Consider the following 13,972-nt stretch of genomic DNA (forward strand, 5'->3'; position numbering starts at 1 on the left):
TCGTATGTCAGGAGATTTCGTGGACACCGCACTGATCGTCGGGCTAGGCAACCCCGGATCGCAGTACGAGCGCACCCGGCACAACGTCGGTTTCGTTGTCGCAGAAACGATTGCGGCCCGAGTCGGCGGCAAGTTCAGCGCGCACAAACGCAGCAATTCCGACGTGGTTCAGGCCCGGCTCGGAGACCGGCCCGTCGTCATCGCCAAGCCGCGGTCGTACATGAACGAATCCGGCGGTCCCGTAGCCGGATTGGTGCGGTTCTTCTCCGTGAAACCGGTGAACATGATCGTGGTGCACGACGAGCTGGACGTCGACTTCGGGCTCGTCAGGCTCAAGCTCGGCGGCGGTGAAGGTGGGCACAACGGCCTCCGTTCGATCTCGAAGTCGTTGGCTACCAAGGACTACCTGCGGGTGCGCGTGGGCGTCGGCCGCCCGCCGGGACGCATGGACGCGGCGTCGTATGTCCTCAAACCCTTTGCGGCAGCCGAACGTACCGAACTGGGCATCGTGGTGGAGGAAGCGGCCGATGCGGTGGAGCTACTGCTGAAGCTCGGGCTCGAGGAAGCGCAGAACAGGGTGCACCGGCCGTAGGGCGGTTGTCGCCGCTGCGACTCAGGGGCACCCTGATACCGATAGATCGACTGAATGTGCCCCTGAGTCCGAGAAAAGCAGCTACGACAACAACGACGCCGAATTCGCCCGCCGCAGCTTCCCGGACGAGGTCTTGGGAAGGGTGCCGGGCCCGAGCACCGCTACCGTGCGCGGCCGAACCCCGACCTCGGAGAACACTGCGTGCACGATGTCGTGCTCGATGCGCTTGACTGCCTCCGGATCGCTGATGTCGTTGGTTTCGGCTGCGACAGCGAAGCTTTCGCGCTTCTGTCCAGCGTCGAGACGGATGGCAACCGCGTTGCCGGGCCGCACACCGGAGACGGTGCCGACGGCGCGTTCGATGTCCGTCGGGTAGATGTTGCGGCCGCCCATGATGATCACGTCCTTGACTCGTCCGCACACCACGACGAGCCCCTCTTCGGTGAAGTAGCCGACGTCACCGGTGTTGAGCCACCCCTCGCCGTCCTGCGTGGGAAGCGGACCGTCGACGGTGACGTATCCCGGCGTGACGGCTTTGCCTCGCACCTCGATGACGCCGACGCCGCGACTGGGCAACACCTGACCCTCCGCGTCGACGACGCGACCTTCGAGGTTGGGCACCATCTTGCCGAGGGTGGCGAGGCGTCGAACGTTGCCCTTGGTCGCGGGAACCGCGCGCCCCATCGCTTCGAGCAGATCGGCGTCGACGACGTCGAGCACCTGACCCTGATCGGGGTCCGGAATGGAGACGGCGAGAGTGGTTTCGGCCATGCCGTACACGGGTGCGAGCGCACTGGGAGCGAGCCCGAATCGGGCACCGGCGTCGGCGAGCGCGATCATCGTGTCGGGATCGACCGGCTCGGCGCCGTTCCACGCATACCGAAGCGAGCTCAGATCGAGTTCGGTGTCGGCGGGCGCCTGACTCAACCGGCGAGCGAGCAGCGAGTAGGCGAAGTTCGGCGCCGCAGTGACGGTGCCGCGGTACTTGTCGATGAGCTGAGCCCACAGCAACGGCGACCGCAGGAAGTCCAGCGGAGTGATGCTGACGACCTCGGCACCCACCTGCATGGGGACGGACAGAAAGCCGACCATGCCCATGTCGTGGAAGAGCGGCAACCAGCTGACCATCACGTCGTCGTCGAGCGAGAACTTGATGCGGTCGATCATCGCGTAGGCGTTGGTGTAGAAGTTCTCGTGCGTGATCCGAACGGCCTTCGGGGACCCTGTCGAGCCGGACGTGAGCTGCTGCAACGCGATGTCGGATTCCGAGGTGTCCAGCGGATCGGTGTCCGGTCCGTGACGGAGATCGTCGATCTTCAGCACGGTGATGCCGCGCTCCTCGAGGATGGGGGCCGCCACATCGAACGGCGCACCGAGAATCACGGCCTTGCAGTCGATCATCCCGATGACGGTTTCCGTGTCGGCGCCCCACACGCCCAGGTCGGTGCGCGGCGTGGGCTGATGCAGCATGGTCACCGACGCCCCGCGCATCCAGGCGGCCTGACAAGCAGGGGCGATGTCGACGGGCTGACCGGCGAGGATGCCGATGGCATCGCCGTGTCCGACTCCGGTGCCGGCGAGCCCGCCGGCCATCTTGCGGGCGACGTCGTGGATCTCACCCCAGGTCTGACGCAGGGGCGCGTCGGGCTCGCCGGTGTTGAGTCCGCGGTTGCTCGCGATCGCAGTCGCGTACATCTCCTCGGTGAACTTGCTCAAGATCGTTCTCCTCACGCGAGGTGTCGGCGGGAAGGCCGAAGGCCGGCCGCAGATTGTCGGCGCCGTCACCAGTACCTCTATAGCACCGCCTCCGCCCGCCGTTACGGCAGATGGGTCGCGAGTATCCTTGTCTGGGCAACCCGCTCAGTTCGAATTCGACCGGCATCCTGTTCTCCGGCCGCAAAACCTCCGAAAGGCCCGTGTGACAACCCCGCCCGAGACCGACACCGTCCCGACCGAGAAGACGACGGTGCCCAAGGGGCTGACGAACGAGGTCGGCCGACGTCGAACGTTCGCCGTCATCTCCCACCCCGACGCGGGCAAGTCCACGTTGACCGAAGCCCTTGCGCTGCATGCCCGGATGATCTCCGAGGCGGGCGCCATCCACGGCAAGTCCGGCCGCAAGTCGACGGTGTCGGACTGGATGGAGATGGAGAAGGCGCGCGGAATCTCGGTCAGTTCCACCGCACTTCAGTTCGAATACCTCGATCACACAATCAATCTCGTCGACACCCCGGGGCACGCCGACTTCTCCGAGGACACCTACCGAGTCCTCACCGCCGTCGATGCCGCGGTCATGCTCATCGACGCGGCCAAGGGTCTGGAACCGCAGACGCTCAAGCTGTTTCAGGTGTGTCGGCACCGCGGGATACCCGTCATCACGGTGATCAACAAGTGGGACCGGCCGGGCCGGTCACCTCTCGAACTGCTCGACGAAATCGAGCAGCGCATCGGACTGACCCCGACACCGCTGTATTGGCCGGTGGGTATCGCGGGCGACTTCCGCGGACTGCTCGACGTCACGAACGACGAATACATTCGGTTCACGCGTACGGCCGGCGGAGCCACCATCGCCCCCGAAGAACACATGAGTGTCGAGGCCGCTCTCGAGCGGGAAGGCGACGAGTGGACCACCGCCGTCGAGGAGAGTGACCTGCTAATCGAGAGCGGACAGCGTCACGACGAGGAGATGTTCCTCGCGGGCCAGACCTCGCCGGTGATCTTCGGATCGGCGATGCTGAACTTCGGGGTCCACCAGATTCTGGACGCGCTGATCTCGTTCGCTCCCCCGCCCGGCCCACGTCCGGATGTCGAAGGACACCCGCGCGCAGTCACCGATCCGTTCAGCGCCGTGATCTTCAAGGTCCAAGCCGGTATGGACACCGCGCACCGCGACCGTCTCGCCTTCATGCGTGTCGTGTCCGGTGTGTTCGAGCGCGGCATGGTGGTCACCCATGCGCAGACGGGGAAGCCGTTCACCACGAAATATGCACAGACCGTGTTCGGCCGCGAACGCTCTACCGTCGAGAACGCGTATCCGGGCGACGTCGTCGGCCTCGTCAACGCAACCGCGCTCGCCCCGGGGCACACGCTGTACGCCGACAAGAAGGTCGAGTTTCCGCCGATACCGTCGTTCGCTCCGGAGCATTTTTCCGTTCTTCGGGCGGAGAGCGCCAGCAAGTACAAGCAATTCCGACGCGCGGTGGACCAGATGGACTCCGAGGGTGTCGTTCAGATTCTGCGCAACGACGTTCGCGGTGATGCCTCGCCTGTTCTCGCTGCGGTCGGTCCGATGCAGTTCGAAGTCGTCGCGGCTCGAATGAAGGCCGAGTTCGGCGTCGAAGCTCGCATGGAACCACTCGGATACGCACTGGCCCGCCGCACCGACGCCGAGTCGGCCCCCGAGTTGGGACGTCAGCGCGGAGTCGAGGTGTTCACTCGCTCGGACGGCGTCATGCTCGCCTTGGTCAGTGACAAATGGCGGCTGCAATATATCGAAAAAGAACTCCCGGACCTGACACTCGAGCCCTTGGTAGCTGCTGCGGATTAGCCCGACGCCTGTTTCGCCCAGTAGCAATACCGGCGAGTAGGACAGTTTCCAAGAGTTTTCCGTACTTATAGCCGGAATACCAATCTGCGTGTTACCGTTTTCACGACCAGAACAAACTTTGGGTACGTTACGAGAGCCGGAGGAGAGTCCGAATGAGCAACGGACCAGGTGTGCCACTCACGGGCATCAAGGTCGGTAAGACACCGGCCCACAGGTCCACACGGACTCCCACCACCGCGGTACCCCCGCAACCGAGTAGTGAGGGCGATGACATGACTACATCCAGCGACCAGATCTCCGAGCACGCACTGCCCGGTAGCAGCAGCGCGCCGGCCACCAACGGTTCGTCCAGCGGCAGCAACGGTGCTTACGGCGCCGGACGCCACCCGAGCCCCGACCGGCGCACCGCCATGGGCATCGCGTCCATCCGCATCGCGGGCCGACTGACCCAGAACGAGATCGCGAGCCGCGACTCTCGTCCGCTCGACGCCTCGACGGGTCCCGACGAGCTCCTGCAGCTCCTCGGCGAATACCTGACCTCGGGTGGTCTGCAGAGCCCCGAGCTGCACGTGCGCTCGAACGGAACCACCGTTGTGCTGGACCTGCAGAACCCGGCCAAGGGCTTCCGCTGATCTGACGCGTTCGATCCGAAACCGCCGACTCACCTCATGGTGAGTCGGCGGTTTCGTCGTCTACCACCGTGGAGCCGAACGCACAAAGGCGACTCGGAACGGATTCCGAGTCGCCCTGCGCAACCTCGCTGACGGCCTACGTCGGGGGACAACCGCCAGGAGGAGACATCACGTTCTCACGAACGTGTCATCTCGCATTCGGTTCCGCCCGACGGGGGGATGGGTGCTGTTTATTCTCTCGGCTCGACTCGGTTCGGCCCGAGCCCGCTCGGAAGATCGCTGGGCGCGCACGGCTCCTGGGTAGCGGTGAACCATCCCGAGTAACGGAACAGCGTCCCCATGGCGCGGCCACGCACCTCGATGTCGATGCAGTGCCGTGACGTCGACTCGTCCCACCACTCGCGGCCGAACGTCTCGGCCGACAGCAGCGCCGGCGGCTTGATCGAGCCACGCGGTGCGAGGAATCGAGGAAATCCGCTGTAGAGGCGCAGTCCTCCCTCGGAGTCGGCGGAGCACTGGGTGTGCACCACCATGTCCGGCCCAGCGCCGATGTAGTCCAACGCGCCCTTCTGCCCCAACACCATCACCGAGTCGAGCGATACGTCCCGACCCGGGAAATGGAACCGGCGCACGAAGGCCAGTGTCTCGCGACCCAGGTCGTCGACGTAGGCGTAGTTGGCGATGGTGAACGGGATGTTCTCGCCCTGAATGGACGGAACTATGTTGCGCTTGCCGCCCAGCCACAGCGCAGGCGGCGGAACGAGCTTGGAATGGCCGATGCTCTCCATCACGCCGGTCCCGAATTGGGCCACGTGGTCACTGGAGGAGAATCCGAAGCGCCACTGTTCCTTCGGATGCAGTAATTCGAATTCCGCGCCCATCACCGAACGCACCACAGACACAGCCATCAGCCCAATTCCTCCGCCAGTTCCATCCACCGTTCCTCGGTCGTCGACTTGTCTGCAACGACCTGCTCGAGCTCCTTGCCGAGGGTCTGCAGCCGGGCCGCATCGGACGACGCTTCGGCGAGAGCGGCGTGCAGCTGCTTCTCGCGATCGTCGAGCTTGACCAACGACTTCTCGAGTTTGGACAGCTCTTTCCGAGCTGCGCGTTCGTCGGCGCCACCCTTGGCGGACGGCGACGACGTACCCGAACTGCTGGGCGAACCCGGTGTTTCCGTCGCCGCGATCTTTGCCCGCCGACGCAGGTAGTCCTCGATGCCACCGGGAAGGTTCGTCAACTTACCGTCGCCGAACAGCGCCCAGGTGGAGTCGCACACACGCTCGATGAGATACCGGTCGTGGCTGATGACCACCATCGTTCCGGCCCACCCGTCGAGCAGGTCCTCGAGTTGCTGCAGGGTGTCGATGTCCAGATCGTTGGTCGGCTCGTCGAGCAACAGGACGTTCGGCTCGGACATCAGCACTCGGGTCAGCTGGAGTCGACGACGTTCTCCACCGGAGAGATCACCGACCGGAGTGCGCTGACGAGCGGGCGTGAACCCGAGGCGCTCGGCGAGTTGACCGGCCGACACCTCTTTGTCTCCCAACGTGATTCGCTCGGCCACGTCCTTCACTGCGTCCAGCACCCGCATCGTGACCGGCAGATCGTCGAGTTCCTGACGCAGCCAACCGATGCGAACCGTCGTGCCCTGAATCCGCTTGCCCTTGGCCGGTTCGATCTCGCCCGCGATCGTCCGCAGCATCGTCGTCTTGCCGGATCCGTTGACCCCCACCAAGCCGATGCGCTCACCAGGTGCCAGGCGCCACGTGAAGTCGTCGACCAGAATGCGATGGTCCGGTGTCTCCAGCGTCGCATCCTCGAGTTCGATCACGATGCGGCCCAGACGAGTCTGGGCGAACCTGGCCAGCGCGACCGAGTCGCGGGGTGCCGGCACATCGGAGATCAGTGCCTCGGCGGCTTCGATTCGGTAGCGAGGCTTGGACGTTCGTGCCGGGGGGCCGCGGCGCAGCCACGCGAGTTCCTTACGAGCGAGGTTGCGTCGACGGTCTTCGGCCGCGTCGGCCTGACGGGTGCGCTCGGCGCGCGCGAAGATCCAGTCGCCGTACCCGCCCTCGTACGATTCGACGCCGCCGCCGACCACTTCCCAGGTGCGGTTGGCGACGGTGTCGAGGAACCACCGATCGTGGGTCACGACCACCAGCGAGGAGCGCCGGTTCACCAGATGCTCTGCCAGCCACTGCACACCTTCGACGTCGAGGTGGTTGGTGGGCTCGTCGAGCACGAGCAGGTCGAGGTCCTGAACCAGGGCGGCGGCCAGCGCGGTGCGGCGTCGCTCGCCACCGGAAAGCGACTCGACCTGTGCGTCCAGACCCAGCCCGGTGATGCCGATTCCGTCGAGGACGTTGCGGATGCGTGCGTCGCCCGCCCACTCGTGCTCGTCGACGCCGAGCGGCGCCAGCACGACGTCGCCGATGGTCGATCCGGCCGGGAGCACGCCTCGCTGCGTCACCACCGCCATCCGCAGGCCGTTCACGCGGCTCACGCGTCCGGAATCGGGTTCCTCCACTCCGGCAAGGACTTCGAGCATGGTCGTCTTGCCGCCGCCGTTCAGGCCGACGACACCGATACGTTCGTTCTCCTGCACCCCGAGGGAGACGTTCTCGAGCAGCGGCTTCACGCCGAACGACTTGCTGACGTTCTCGAGGTTGATCAGATTGGCCATCAGTTGCCACCCCTCGAAGAGCGGGGCACAACGCGCGCACCCGCGACGGGTCCGGTGGCGACCCGAACGGTGCGGCACACGCCGGCTCCGGCGAGCTCGGCACCGACCTCGACAGCGGCGTCGGCCGTCGAGCAGAGGAAAGCGCAGGTAGGTCCGGAGCCGGACACGATGCCGGCGAGAGCGCCGGCCGTGACGCCCGCGCGCAGGGTGCGCCGCAGGTCGGGTTGCAGTGAGACGGCAGCGGCCTGAAGGTCGTTACCGAGAAGTGGGGCGACCCGAGTGGGGTCACCGGAGGCTAGCGCGAGCATGAGTTCCTTGGAGTCGCCGAGACGTGGTGGGCTGCCTTTGGAGCGCAACTCGTCGAGCTCGCGGTAGACGGCGGGGGTGCTCAAGCCGCCCTTCGCGAGTGCGAGTACCCAATGAAATGTGTTGCGAGAGAGCACCGGTAGAAGCTTTTCTCCGCGTCCGGTGCCGACGGCCGTTCCACCCGTGAGCGCGAACGGGACGTCGCTGCCCAGCCGAGCGGCGAACGAATGAAGTTCCGCACGAGTGAGTTCGAGATTCCACAGCGCATCGGCGGCCAGCAGTGCGGCGGCGGCGTCGGCGCTGCCTCCGGCCATGCCACCCGCCACCGGGATCCCCTTGTCGATCGTGATGGCCACGTCGGGACTGTGCCCGGTCGCGGCCGCCACCATCTCGATCGCTCTCCACGCCAAGTTGTCCGAATTCGTGGGGACGGACGCGGCGTCCTCGCCTCGCACGGTCACCGACGTGGCAGGCGCGGGCACGATCGACACGTCGTCCCCGAGCGAGAGAGCTTGGAACACCGTTTCGAGTTCGTGGAAGCCGTCCTCTCGGAGGTCACCCACCGCGAGATGCAGGTTGACCTTGGAGGGCGCCCGCACGGTGACGGGACGCGGAACAACGGTGAGCACGAGAAACAAGCTTAGTCGGTGAGCAGGTGCCCCCCGATCGAGGACTGCGGCTGTCCGCGTTTGCGAGCACACTTCTTCCATGCGAGAAACCTCGGCGCGACTGCTCGGACTGCTGTCGCTGTTGCAGACCCGTCGCGACTGGTCCGGGGCCGAACTGGCGGAGCGGTTGCAGATCACCACCCGAACCGTGCGGCGCGACGTCGACCGACTCCGATACCTCGGCTACCCGATCGACGGATCCGTCGGCGTCGGCGGCGGGTATCGACTCGGCGCCGGGGCGGAGATGCCGCCCCTGCTCCTCGCGGACGAGGAGGTCCTCGCCGTGGCCATCGGATTGCAGTCCGGCGCAACCGGTTCGGTGACCGGCCTCGGTGAGGCATCGCTGCAGGCGCTGACGAAATTGCGACAGGTCATGCCATCGCGTCTGCGTCACCGACTCGACGCACTCGACATCGACGTACTCGAACACGGGCCCGCACAGTCCAGTGTCGACGCGGCCACGCTCACCGCCGTCGCCACGGTCTGCCACGCGCGCGAGCGGTTGCGATTCGACTACACCGCACACGACGGAACGAGCACCCGGCGCGAGGTCGAACCGTATCGCCTGGTGCGAGCGGGCAACCGCTGGTACCTCGTGGCGTGGGACATCTCACGGGAGGATTGGCGCTCGTTCCGCGTCGACCGCCTCGAACCGAAAATTCCCACCGGTCCGCGCTTCGCGCCGCGCGAACTTCCTCAGGGAGGTGCTGCGCACTTCGTCGCGACCGGGATCGATCGCGCCTTCGCTCAGGTACACGCGAGGGTGACCCTGCACGCGTCGGTGGAACGAATCGCGCCTGTCGTAGACCCGGCCTGGGGAATGCTGGAGTCGGTCGACGACGACACGTGCGAGATCTCCCTGTCGGGAACGACGATGAAAGCCGTCGCCCGTTGGTTGGCGGCATTCGACGTGGATTTCACCGTGATCGAGCCCCCTGAGCTGCGCGACGAGTGCCGACGGCTGGCGGAGCGGCACTCGGCGTTGAGCCGAAGGTATCAGCAGGCTTGATACTTTCGGCGACTGCTGCGGGACCGTCGTCGTCGATAGCGTCTCGTGTCATGACCGATATCCAGTACTCGAAAGAGAACGCCACCGTCCTCGGCCTGAGCCGAACCGACCGTGTGGCCGTCGTCGTCGGCTTCGCACTGCTGGCTGCGGCCGTCGGCGCGGCCGTTCCGTTCGTAGGACATTGGGTGCTGACACTGCAATGGACACCACCGTTCTACGGCCCGCTCGAGCTGATCGATTCGTGGACGCGGTGGGTCGCGGTGAGCGTGCTGGCCGGCGTAGGCCTCCTGGCCGGGGGCGCTTTCGGGGTGTACGCGTTACTCGAGCAAGTCGTCGTCACCATGTCGGACAGCATGATTCGATTCGAAGACGACAACAGGGAGACATCCGTTCCGCACGAGGAGGTCAGTGCGATCTTTCTCGACGGCAAGCAACTCGTGGTACTCGGGCAGGACTCGACTCAGGTCATCCGCACGGCCGTCGAGGCGAAGACGGACGAGATACGCGACGGCGCTCGACGCCACCACTACCCCTGGTTCGACTCCGACCCGCACGCCGAGTTGTTCCGCCGCTGGGCTCCGGGCACACCCGACCTCCCACCTGCCGCCAACGCGCTGCTGAAAGTGCGGGCCGACGCGTTGGAGAAGAAGTCGCGTGCGGACATCGAGGAGTTCCGCGTGGAGGTCGAAAAGCTCGGTTTCGTCGTCCGGGAGGTGAAGAAGGCCCAGTACTGGCGTCCGCTCGTACGATCATGACCGTGACTCGGGTGCGGCTGGGCGACGTGGGTGCTCTCGCACTGACCCTTGCTGTCGCCGCAATGACGCTGATCGACGACGTCGACGCCGGGAGCGGCTGGTCGACGTACACCACCGTGTCACTCGCGCTCACCGTGATTGCCTTCGCCGTCTTGACTGTCCGGCGGCGACACCCGGTGGGTGTTGCGGTGGCCCTGCTGCCGATCGTCGCGGTCACCGAGGTGGCCGGGGGCGCCGCGCTGGTCGCGGTGTTCTGCGTCGCGGCGCTGACCACCTGGCGAACCGCGCTGTGGATCACCGTTCTCCATTTCCTCGCTCCGATACCGGTCACGGTGATCACGTACGACACCGCGCTGGGTGTGGTCGGCGGCAACTTGTTCGGCGCGGCACTGGTTGCCCTGGCTCTGGCGTGGGGCACAGCGGTGCGTCAGCGACGCGAACTCCTCGAGTCCCTACGCGAGCGTGCCGAGCGCGCCGAGACCGAGGCGGAGCTCGAAGCCGAACGGTCGCGGTGGCAAGAGCGCGAACGGATTGCTCGAGAGATGCATGACGTTCTCGCCCATCGAATTTCGCTGATCAGCCTGCACGCGGGTGCACTCGAACTCGGATCCGACAATGTCGAGGCGACCGCCGGAACCATTCGCCTCGCCGCGCGCGACGCACTCGACGATCTACGAGACGTCCTGGGCGTTCTTCGGTCGGACACCTCGCCAGGGGTTCGACCCCAGCGCGGCGTCGACGACATCGCCGAGCTGGTACGCGAATCCGAGGGGGCGGGCACGACGGTCCATGTCGACGTCTGCGACGTGGAGGATCTGGATCCCGCGAACTCCCGAGCGGCGTACCGGATCGCCCAGGAAGGGTTGACGAACGCGCGCAAACACGCACCGGGAGAACACGTCACACTCACCGTCGAGCACGAACGCGACAGACTGCATCTGACCGTCGTGAACCAGGTGGGGTGCGGCGACCACCCCACCGGTCCCGGGTCACGGTCCGGTCTGGTCGGCATCACCGAACGCGTGCGGCTGGCAGACGGGACACTCGAGCACGGAATCGTCGCTCGGGGCGGCCGGCACGAGTTCGTACTGGAGGTGTGGTTGCCGTGGACCAGGTGAGGATCGTGATCATCGACGACGATGCGCTCGTGCGGTCCGGACTGTCGGCGATCCTGGGGACGGACGCCGGCCTCGCGGTGGTGGGTGAGGCCGCCGACGGTCGGGAGGGGCTCGTGTCGATCGCCGCTTTCAGACCCGATGTGGTGCTACTCGACATCCGAATGCCGACCATGGACGGGCTCGCCGCCCTGGAGGAACTCCGGCGAACCGACACCCGCACCGCGGTGATCGTGTTGACCACCTTCGACTCCGACCGATACATCCTGCGCGCGCTGCGGTGCGGCGCAGACGGATTCCTCCTGAAGGACATCGCACCACGGGAGCTGATCGCCGCCGTCCACCGCGTCGCAGCCGGTGAACCGATGCTCTCGCCCGCCGTGACCGCACGGCTCATCGATCACGTTGCAGCGCAGGACGATACCGAGGTGCGGTCCGACCGCGCCCGGACACGTCTCGAGGCGCTGACGCCGCGGGAACGGGAAGTCGCCGACGCCGTGTCGAAGGGTCGGACCAATGCCGAGATCGGTGAGCAACTGTTCATGAGCCGACCGACGGTCAAGACCTACGTCTCGCGCATTCTGGCCAAACTCGAGATGACGAATCGGGTTCAGGTGGCAATCCTGGTGCACGAAGCGCTCACTGGGTGAGCGCCAGCCTCACGAACGCTGCCACGTCCAGCGTCTCCCCGCGGGCCGACGGGTCGATCCTCGCCGCCGTCAACCGCCGCTCCGCTTCCATGGGCGATCCTGCCCAACCAGCCAGTGCGGCGCGTAACGTCTTGCGGCGCTGCGCGAATGCTGCATCGACCACTGCGAAGAGGATCTTACGAAATGCTTCGTCCATGGGCCACTGCGGATCCGGGTGCCGGTCGATGCGCACCAAGCCTGATTCGACCTTCGGGACCGGCCAGAACACCGAGTTGCCGACGGATCCGGCGCGGCGCACGGTGCCGAACCACGCCGCCTTCACGCTGGGCACCCCGTAGGTCTTGCTTCCCGGCGGGGCGGCGAGGCGATCGGCCACCTCGGCCTGCACCATCACGAGAGCTGTTCTGATGGAGGGTAGTTCGGACATCAGGTGCAGTAGAACCGGAACCGCGACGTTGTACGGGAGGTTCGCAACCAGCGCGGTGGGCGCGGCGCCGATGTCCGACGCGCGGACACGTAACGCGTCGGCGCCGACCACACTGAGTCGGGAAGTCTCGCCGGGCGCTCGATCGGCGACGGTCACCGGAAGCCGTTGAGCAAGAACAGGATCGATCTCCACGGCGACGACATGCTCGACGACATCGAGAAGGGCCAGGGTCAACGACCCGAGACCGGGGCCCACTTCGAGCACGGTGTCGTCGGGTCCGACGCCGGCGGAGACCACGATGCGGCGCACCGTATTGGCATCGTGCACGAAGTTCTGCCCCAACGTCTTCGTGGGGCGGATGTCGAGGTCGGCAGCGAGCGAGCGCACTTCGGCAGGTCCGAGCAGGGCGACGCGGCGAGAACTATCGGGCACGTGAGGACTCTAGGCGCTGACGCCTACCGGTAACCGAGCTTGCTGGTGCACGCAGGCCACGCGCCCCAGCCCTGACGCTGCTGGGTGACCGAGGCGATGGCGATCTGCTCTTCGCGTGTCGCCAGGTCGGCGCGCGGTGCGTACTTCAAGCCGCCCTGACGCTCCCAGGTGTTCTGGTCGAACTGCACGCCGCCGAAGAAGCCGTTACCCGTGTTGATGGCCCAGTTGCCGGTGGCCTCGCACTGAGCGAGAGCGTCCCAGGTGGCGCCGTTCTCGACCGGCGGGACCTCGGTACCCGGCTTGGCGCCGACCCGGATGACCGTCGGGACGGCGGGGGTGGTGACGTCGGCAGTGACGAGCTGGCGGCCCGTCTCCTTGCCGTTGACGGTGGTGACGGCGTACGTCGCGTTCTGCTGTCCGTCGGTGCCAGGGATCACGGGCACGGTGCGACTCATGTTCATGGTCGGATCTTCGATCCGCTGCTCCGGCGACGGAATCGGCTCGGTGACCTCGACGGTTTCGGTGCGGGTGCGTGTGACGGAGATCGTGAGGCCGTCGGTGAGCGGTGTGTCCGCAGCCGGCTCGACGGTGTCGTTCTGTTCGAGCGGGGTCTTGTTCGCCTGCAGGAAATCACCGACGGTCGGCGCGGCGAGAGTGAGCGGAACAGCAGGCGCTCCCCCGTCGGACAACGCCACCTTCTTCGGCAGGACGACCTCGAGCTTGCCGCCGTCGAGCGGAATGGTCTGGTCCTTGGGCTCGTCGACGTGCACGTCGGGGGCGATGGCAAGTTGCTTCATCGCGTCGTCGACGGTCGATGCGGTGGTCCACACCTTCTGCGGGGTGCCGTCGACGGTCAACGTGACCTCGCGGGCCCGGTTCAGGGTCACGGTGTCTCCGTCACCGATCCGGGCATCCGGCGCCGGTGCCACGACGTCCTTGTCGGCGGGAACGTAACCGGCCGCGCTGAGCACACCCTTGACGTCCGACGACATGGTGCTCAGCGTGATGGCCTGCCCGTCTACGTCGACAGTCACCGTCTTGTGATTGGCGACGGCGACCGCGCCGCCGACGATCAACGTGGCGAGCAGCGCTGCCACGACCACGTAGAGAAGGCGCGACTGCGCGTGGTTGAGGCGAGCGACATGCGACATGA

The 13,972-nt window shown here is 66.2% G+C and carries 13 protein-coding genes; 7 read left to right on the forward strand and 6 right to left on the reverse strand.

Translation table 11 applies throughout. From position 1 onward, the window contains the following. The first annotated feature begins 4 nt into the window (after positions 1 to 4). Complete coding sequence (pth, locus tag IEW02_RS16915; RefSeq protein ID WP_188545975.1) at positions 5 to 592, forward strand: aminoacyl-tRNA hydrolase; 588 nt, start codon at positions 5 to 7, stop codon at positions 590 to 592. A gap of 81 nt (positions 593 to 673) precedes the next feature. On the opposite strand, the gene IEW02_RS16920 is transcribed toward pth, so the two are convergent. Then, positions 674 to 2,308, reverse strand: a complete 1,635-nt coding sequence (locus tag IEW02_RS16920) for a fatty acyl-AMP ligase (protein ID WP_188545976.1) — start codon at positions 2,306 to 2,308, stop codon at positions 674 to 676. Between the two features lie 202 nt (positions 2,309 to 2,510). Between IEW02_RS16920 and IEW02_RS16925 the strand changes: the two genes are divergently transcribed. Together IEW02_RS16925 and IEW02_RS16930 are read left to right on the forward strand one after the other, a co-directional pair. Continuing rightward, positions 2,511 to 4,139, forward strand: coding sequence for a peptide chain release factor 3 (locus tag IEW02_RS16925; RefSeq protein WP_188545977.1), 1,629 nt, complete (start codon positions 2,511 to 2,513; stop codon positions 4,137 to 4,139). A 272-nt stretch (positions 4,140 to 4,411) separates the two neighbouring features. Continuing rightward, positions 4,412 to 4,771 carry a hypothetical protein gene (locus IEW02_RS16930; protein ID WP_229746094.1) on the forward strand — a complete coding sequence of 120 codons (360 nt, stop codon included), beginning with the start codon at positions 4,412 to 4,414 and terminating at the stop codon, positions 4,769 to 4,771. Positions 4,772 to 5,001: 230 nt separating this feature from the next. On the opposite strand, the gene IEW02_RS16935 is transcribed toward IEW02_RS16930, so the two are convergent. From IEW02_RS16935 to IEW02_RS16945, 3 genes are read right to left on the reverse strand one after another with little or no spacing between them, the layout of a single operon-like run. Then, positions 5,002 to 5,679, reverse strand: coding sequence for a DUF4166 domain-containing protein (locus IEW02_RS16935; RefSeq protein ID WP_188545979.1), 678 nt, complete (start codon positions 5,677 to 5,679; stop codon positions 5,002 to 5,004). Next, entirely contained in the window at positions 5,679 to 7,457 is a 1,779-nt protein-coding gene (locus IEW02_RS16940; RefSeq protein ID WP_188545980.1) for an ABC-F family ATP-binding cassette domain-containing protein, read from the reverse strand. Before IEW02_RS16940 ends, IEW02_RS16935 begins: the two co-directional genes overlap by 1 nt. Then, positions 7,457 to 8,392: a 4-(cytidine 5'-diphospho)-2-C-methyl-D-erythritol kinase gene (locus IEW02_RS16945; protein ID WP_188545981.1), complete on the reverse strand. Its 936-nt coding sequence runs from the start codon at positions 8,390 to 8,392 to the stop codon at positions 7,457 to 7,459. The genes IEW02_RS16940 and IEW02_RS16945 overlap by 1 nt, the downstream gene beginning before the upstream one ends. A 79-nt stretch (positions 8,393 to 8,471) precedes the next feature. Between IEW02_RS16945 and IEW02_RS16950 the strand changes: the two genes are divergently transcribed. The 4 genes from IEW02_RS16950 to IEW02_RS16960 are packed head-to-tail and all read left to right on the forward strand — an operon-like array spanning position 8,472 to position 11,960. Further along, positions 8,472 to 9,440 carry a helix-turn-helix transcriptional regulator gene (locus IEW02_RS16950; protein ID WP_188545982.1) on the forward strand — a complete coding sequence of 323 codons (969 nt, stop codon included), beginning with the start codon at positions 8,472 to 8,474 and terminating at the stop codon, positions 9,438 to 9,440. 50 nt (positions 9,441 to 9,490) lie between these two features. Then, a complete protein-coding gene (locus IEW02_RS16955) occupies positions 9,491 to 10,195 on the forward strand; it encodes a YqeB family protein (protein ID WP_188545983.1) in 705 nt (234 codons plus the stop codon). A 2-nt stretch (positions 10,196 to 10,197) separates the two neighbouring features. After that, positions 10,198 to 11,313, forward strand: coding sequence for a sensor histidine kinase (locus IEW02_RS25170; protein ID WP_229746095.1), 1,116 nt, complete (start codon positions 10,198 to 10,200; stop codon positions 11,311 to 11,313). Further along, the gene (locus tag IEW02_RS16960; protein ID WP_308933191.1) at positions 11,301 to 11,960 is read left to right on the forward strand and encodes a response regulator; all 660 of its coding nucleotides are present in this window, start codon (positions 11,301 to 11,303) and stop codon (positions 11,958 to 11,960) included. Before IEW02_RS25170 ends, IEW02_RS16960 begins: the two co-directional genes overlap by 13 nt. Here the strand turns inward: IEW02_RS16960 and rsmA are convergent. Further along, complete coding sequence (rsmA, locus tag IEW02_RS16965; RefSeq protein WP_188545985.1) at positions 11,950 to 12,819, reverse strand: 16S rRNA (adenine(1518)-N(6)/adenine(1519)-N(6))-dimethyltransferase RsmA; 870 nt, start codon at positions 12,817 to 12,819, stop codon at positions 11,950 to 11,952. The genes IEW02_RS16960 and rsmA overlap by 11 nt on opposite strands. Before the next feature lie 23 nt (positions 12,820 to 12,842). Then, entirely contained in the window at positions 12,843 to 13,970 is a 1,128-nt protein-coding gene (locus IEW02_RS16970; protein WP_188545986.1) for a resuscitation-promoting factor, read from the reverse strand. Between the last annotated feature and the right edge of the window lie 2 nt (positions 13,971 to 13,972).

The organism is Rhodococcoides trifolii (genome assembly GCF_014635345.1).
Lineage (GTDB): Bacteria > Actinomycetota > Actinomycetes > Mycobacteriales > Mycobacteriaceae > Rhodococcoides > Rhodococcoides trifolii.

Excerpts from the sequence above, each read along its gene's own strand:
- IEW02_RS16940 (WP_188545980.1), bottom strand. The coding sequence starts at position 7,457 with ATGGCCAATCTGATCAACCTCGAGAACGTCAGCAAGTCGTTCGGCGTG.
- IEW02_RS16970 (WP_188545986.1), bottom strand. The coding sequence starts at position 13,970 with ATGTCGCATGTCGCTCGCCTCAACCACGCGCAGTCGCGCCTTCTCTAC.
- IEW02_RS16950 (WP_188545982.1), top strand. The coding sequence starts at position 8,472 with ATGCGAGAAACCTCGGCGCGACTGCTCGGACTGCTGTCGCTGTTGCAG.
- IEW02_RS16930 (WP_229746094.1), top strand. The coding sequence starts at position 4,412 with ATGACTACATCCAGCGACCAGATCTCCGAGCACGCACTGCCCGGTAGC.
- pth (WP_188545975.1), top strand. The coding sequence starts at position 5 with ATGTCAGGAGATTTCGTGGACACCGCACTGATCGTCGGGCTAGGCAAC.
- IEW02_RS16935 (WP_188545979.1), bottom strand. The coding sequence starts at position 5,679 with ATGGCTGTGTCTGTGGTGCGTTCGGTGATGGGCGCGGAATTCGAATTA.
- IEW02_RS16955 (WP_188545983.1), top strand. The coding sequence starts at position 9,491 with ATGACCGATATCCAGTACTCGAAAGAGAACGCCACCGTCCTCGGCCTG.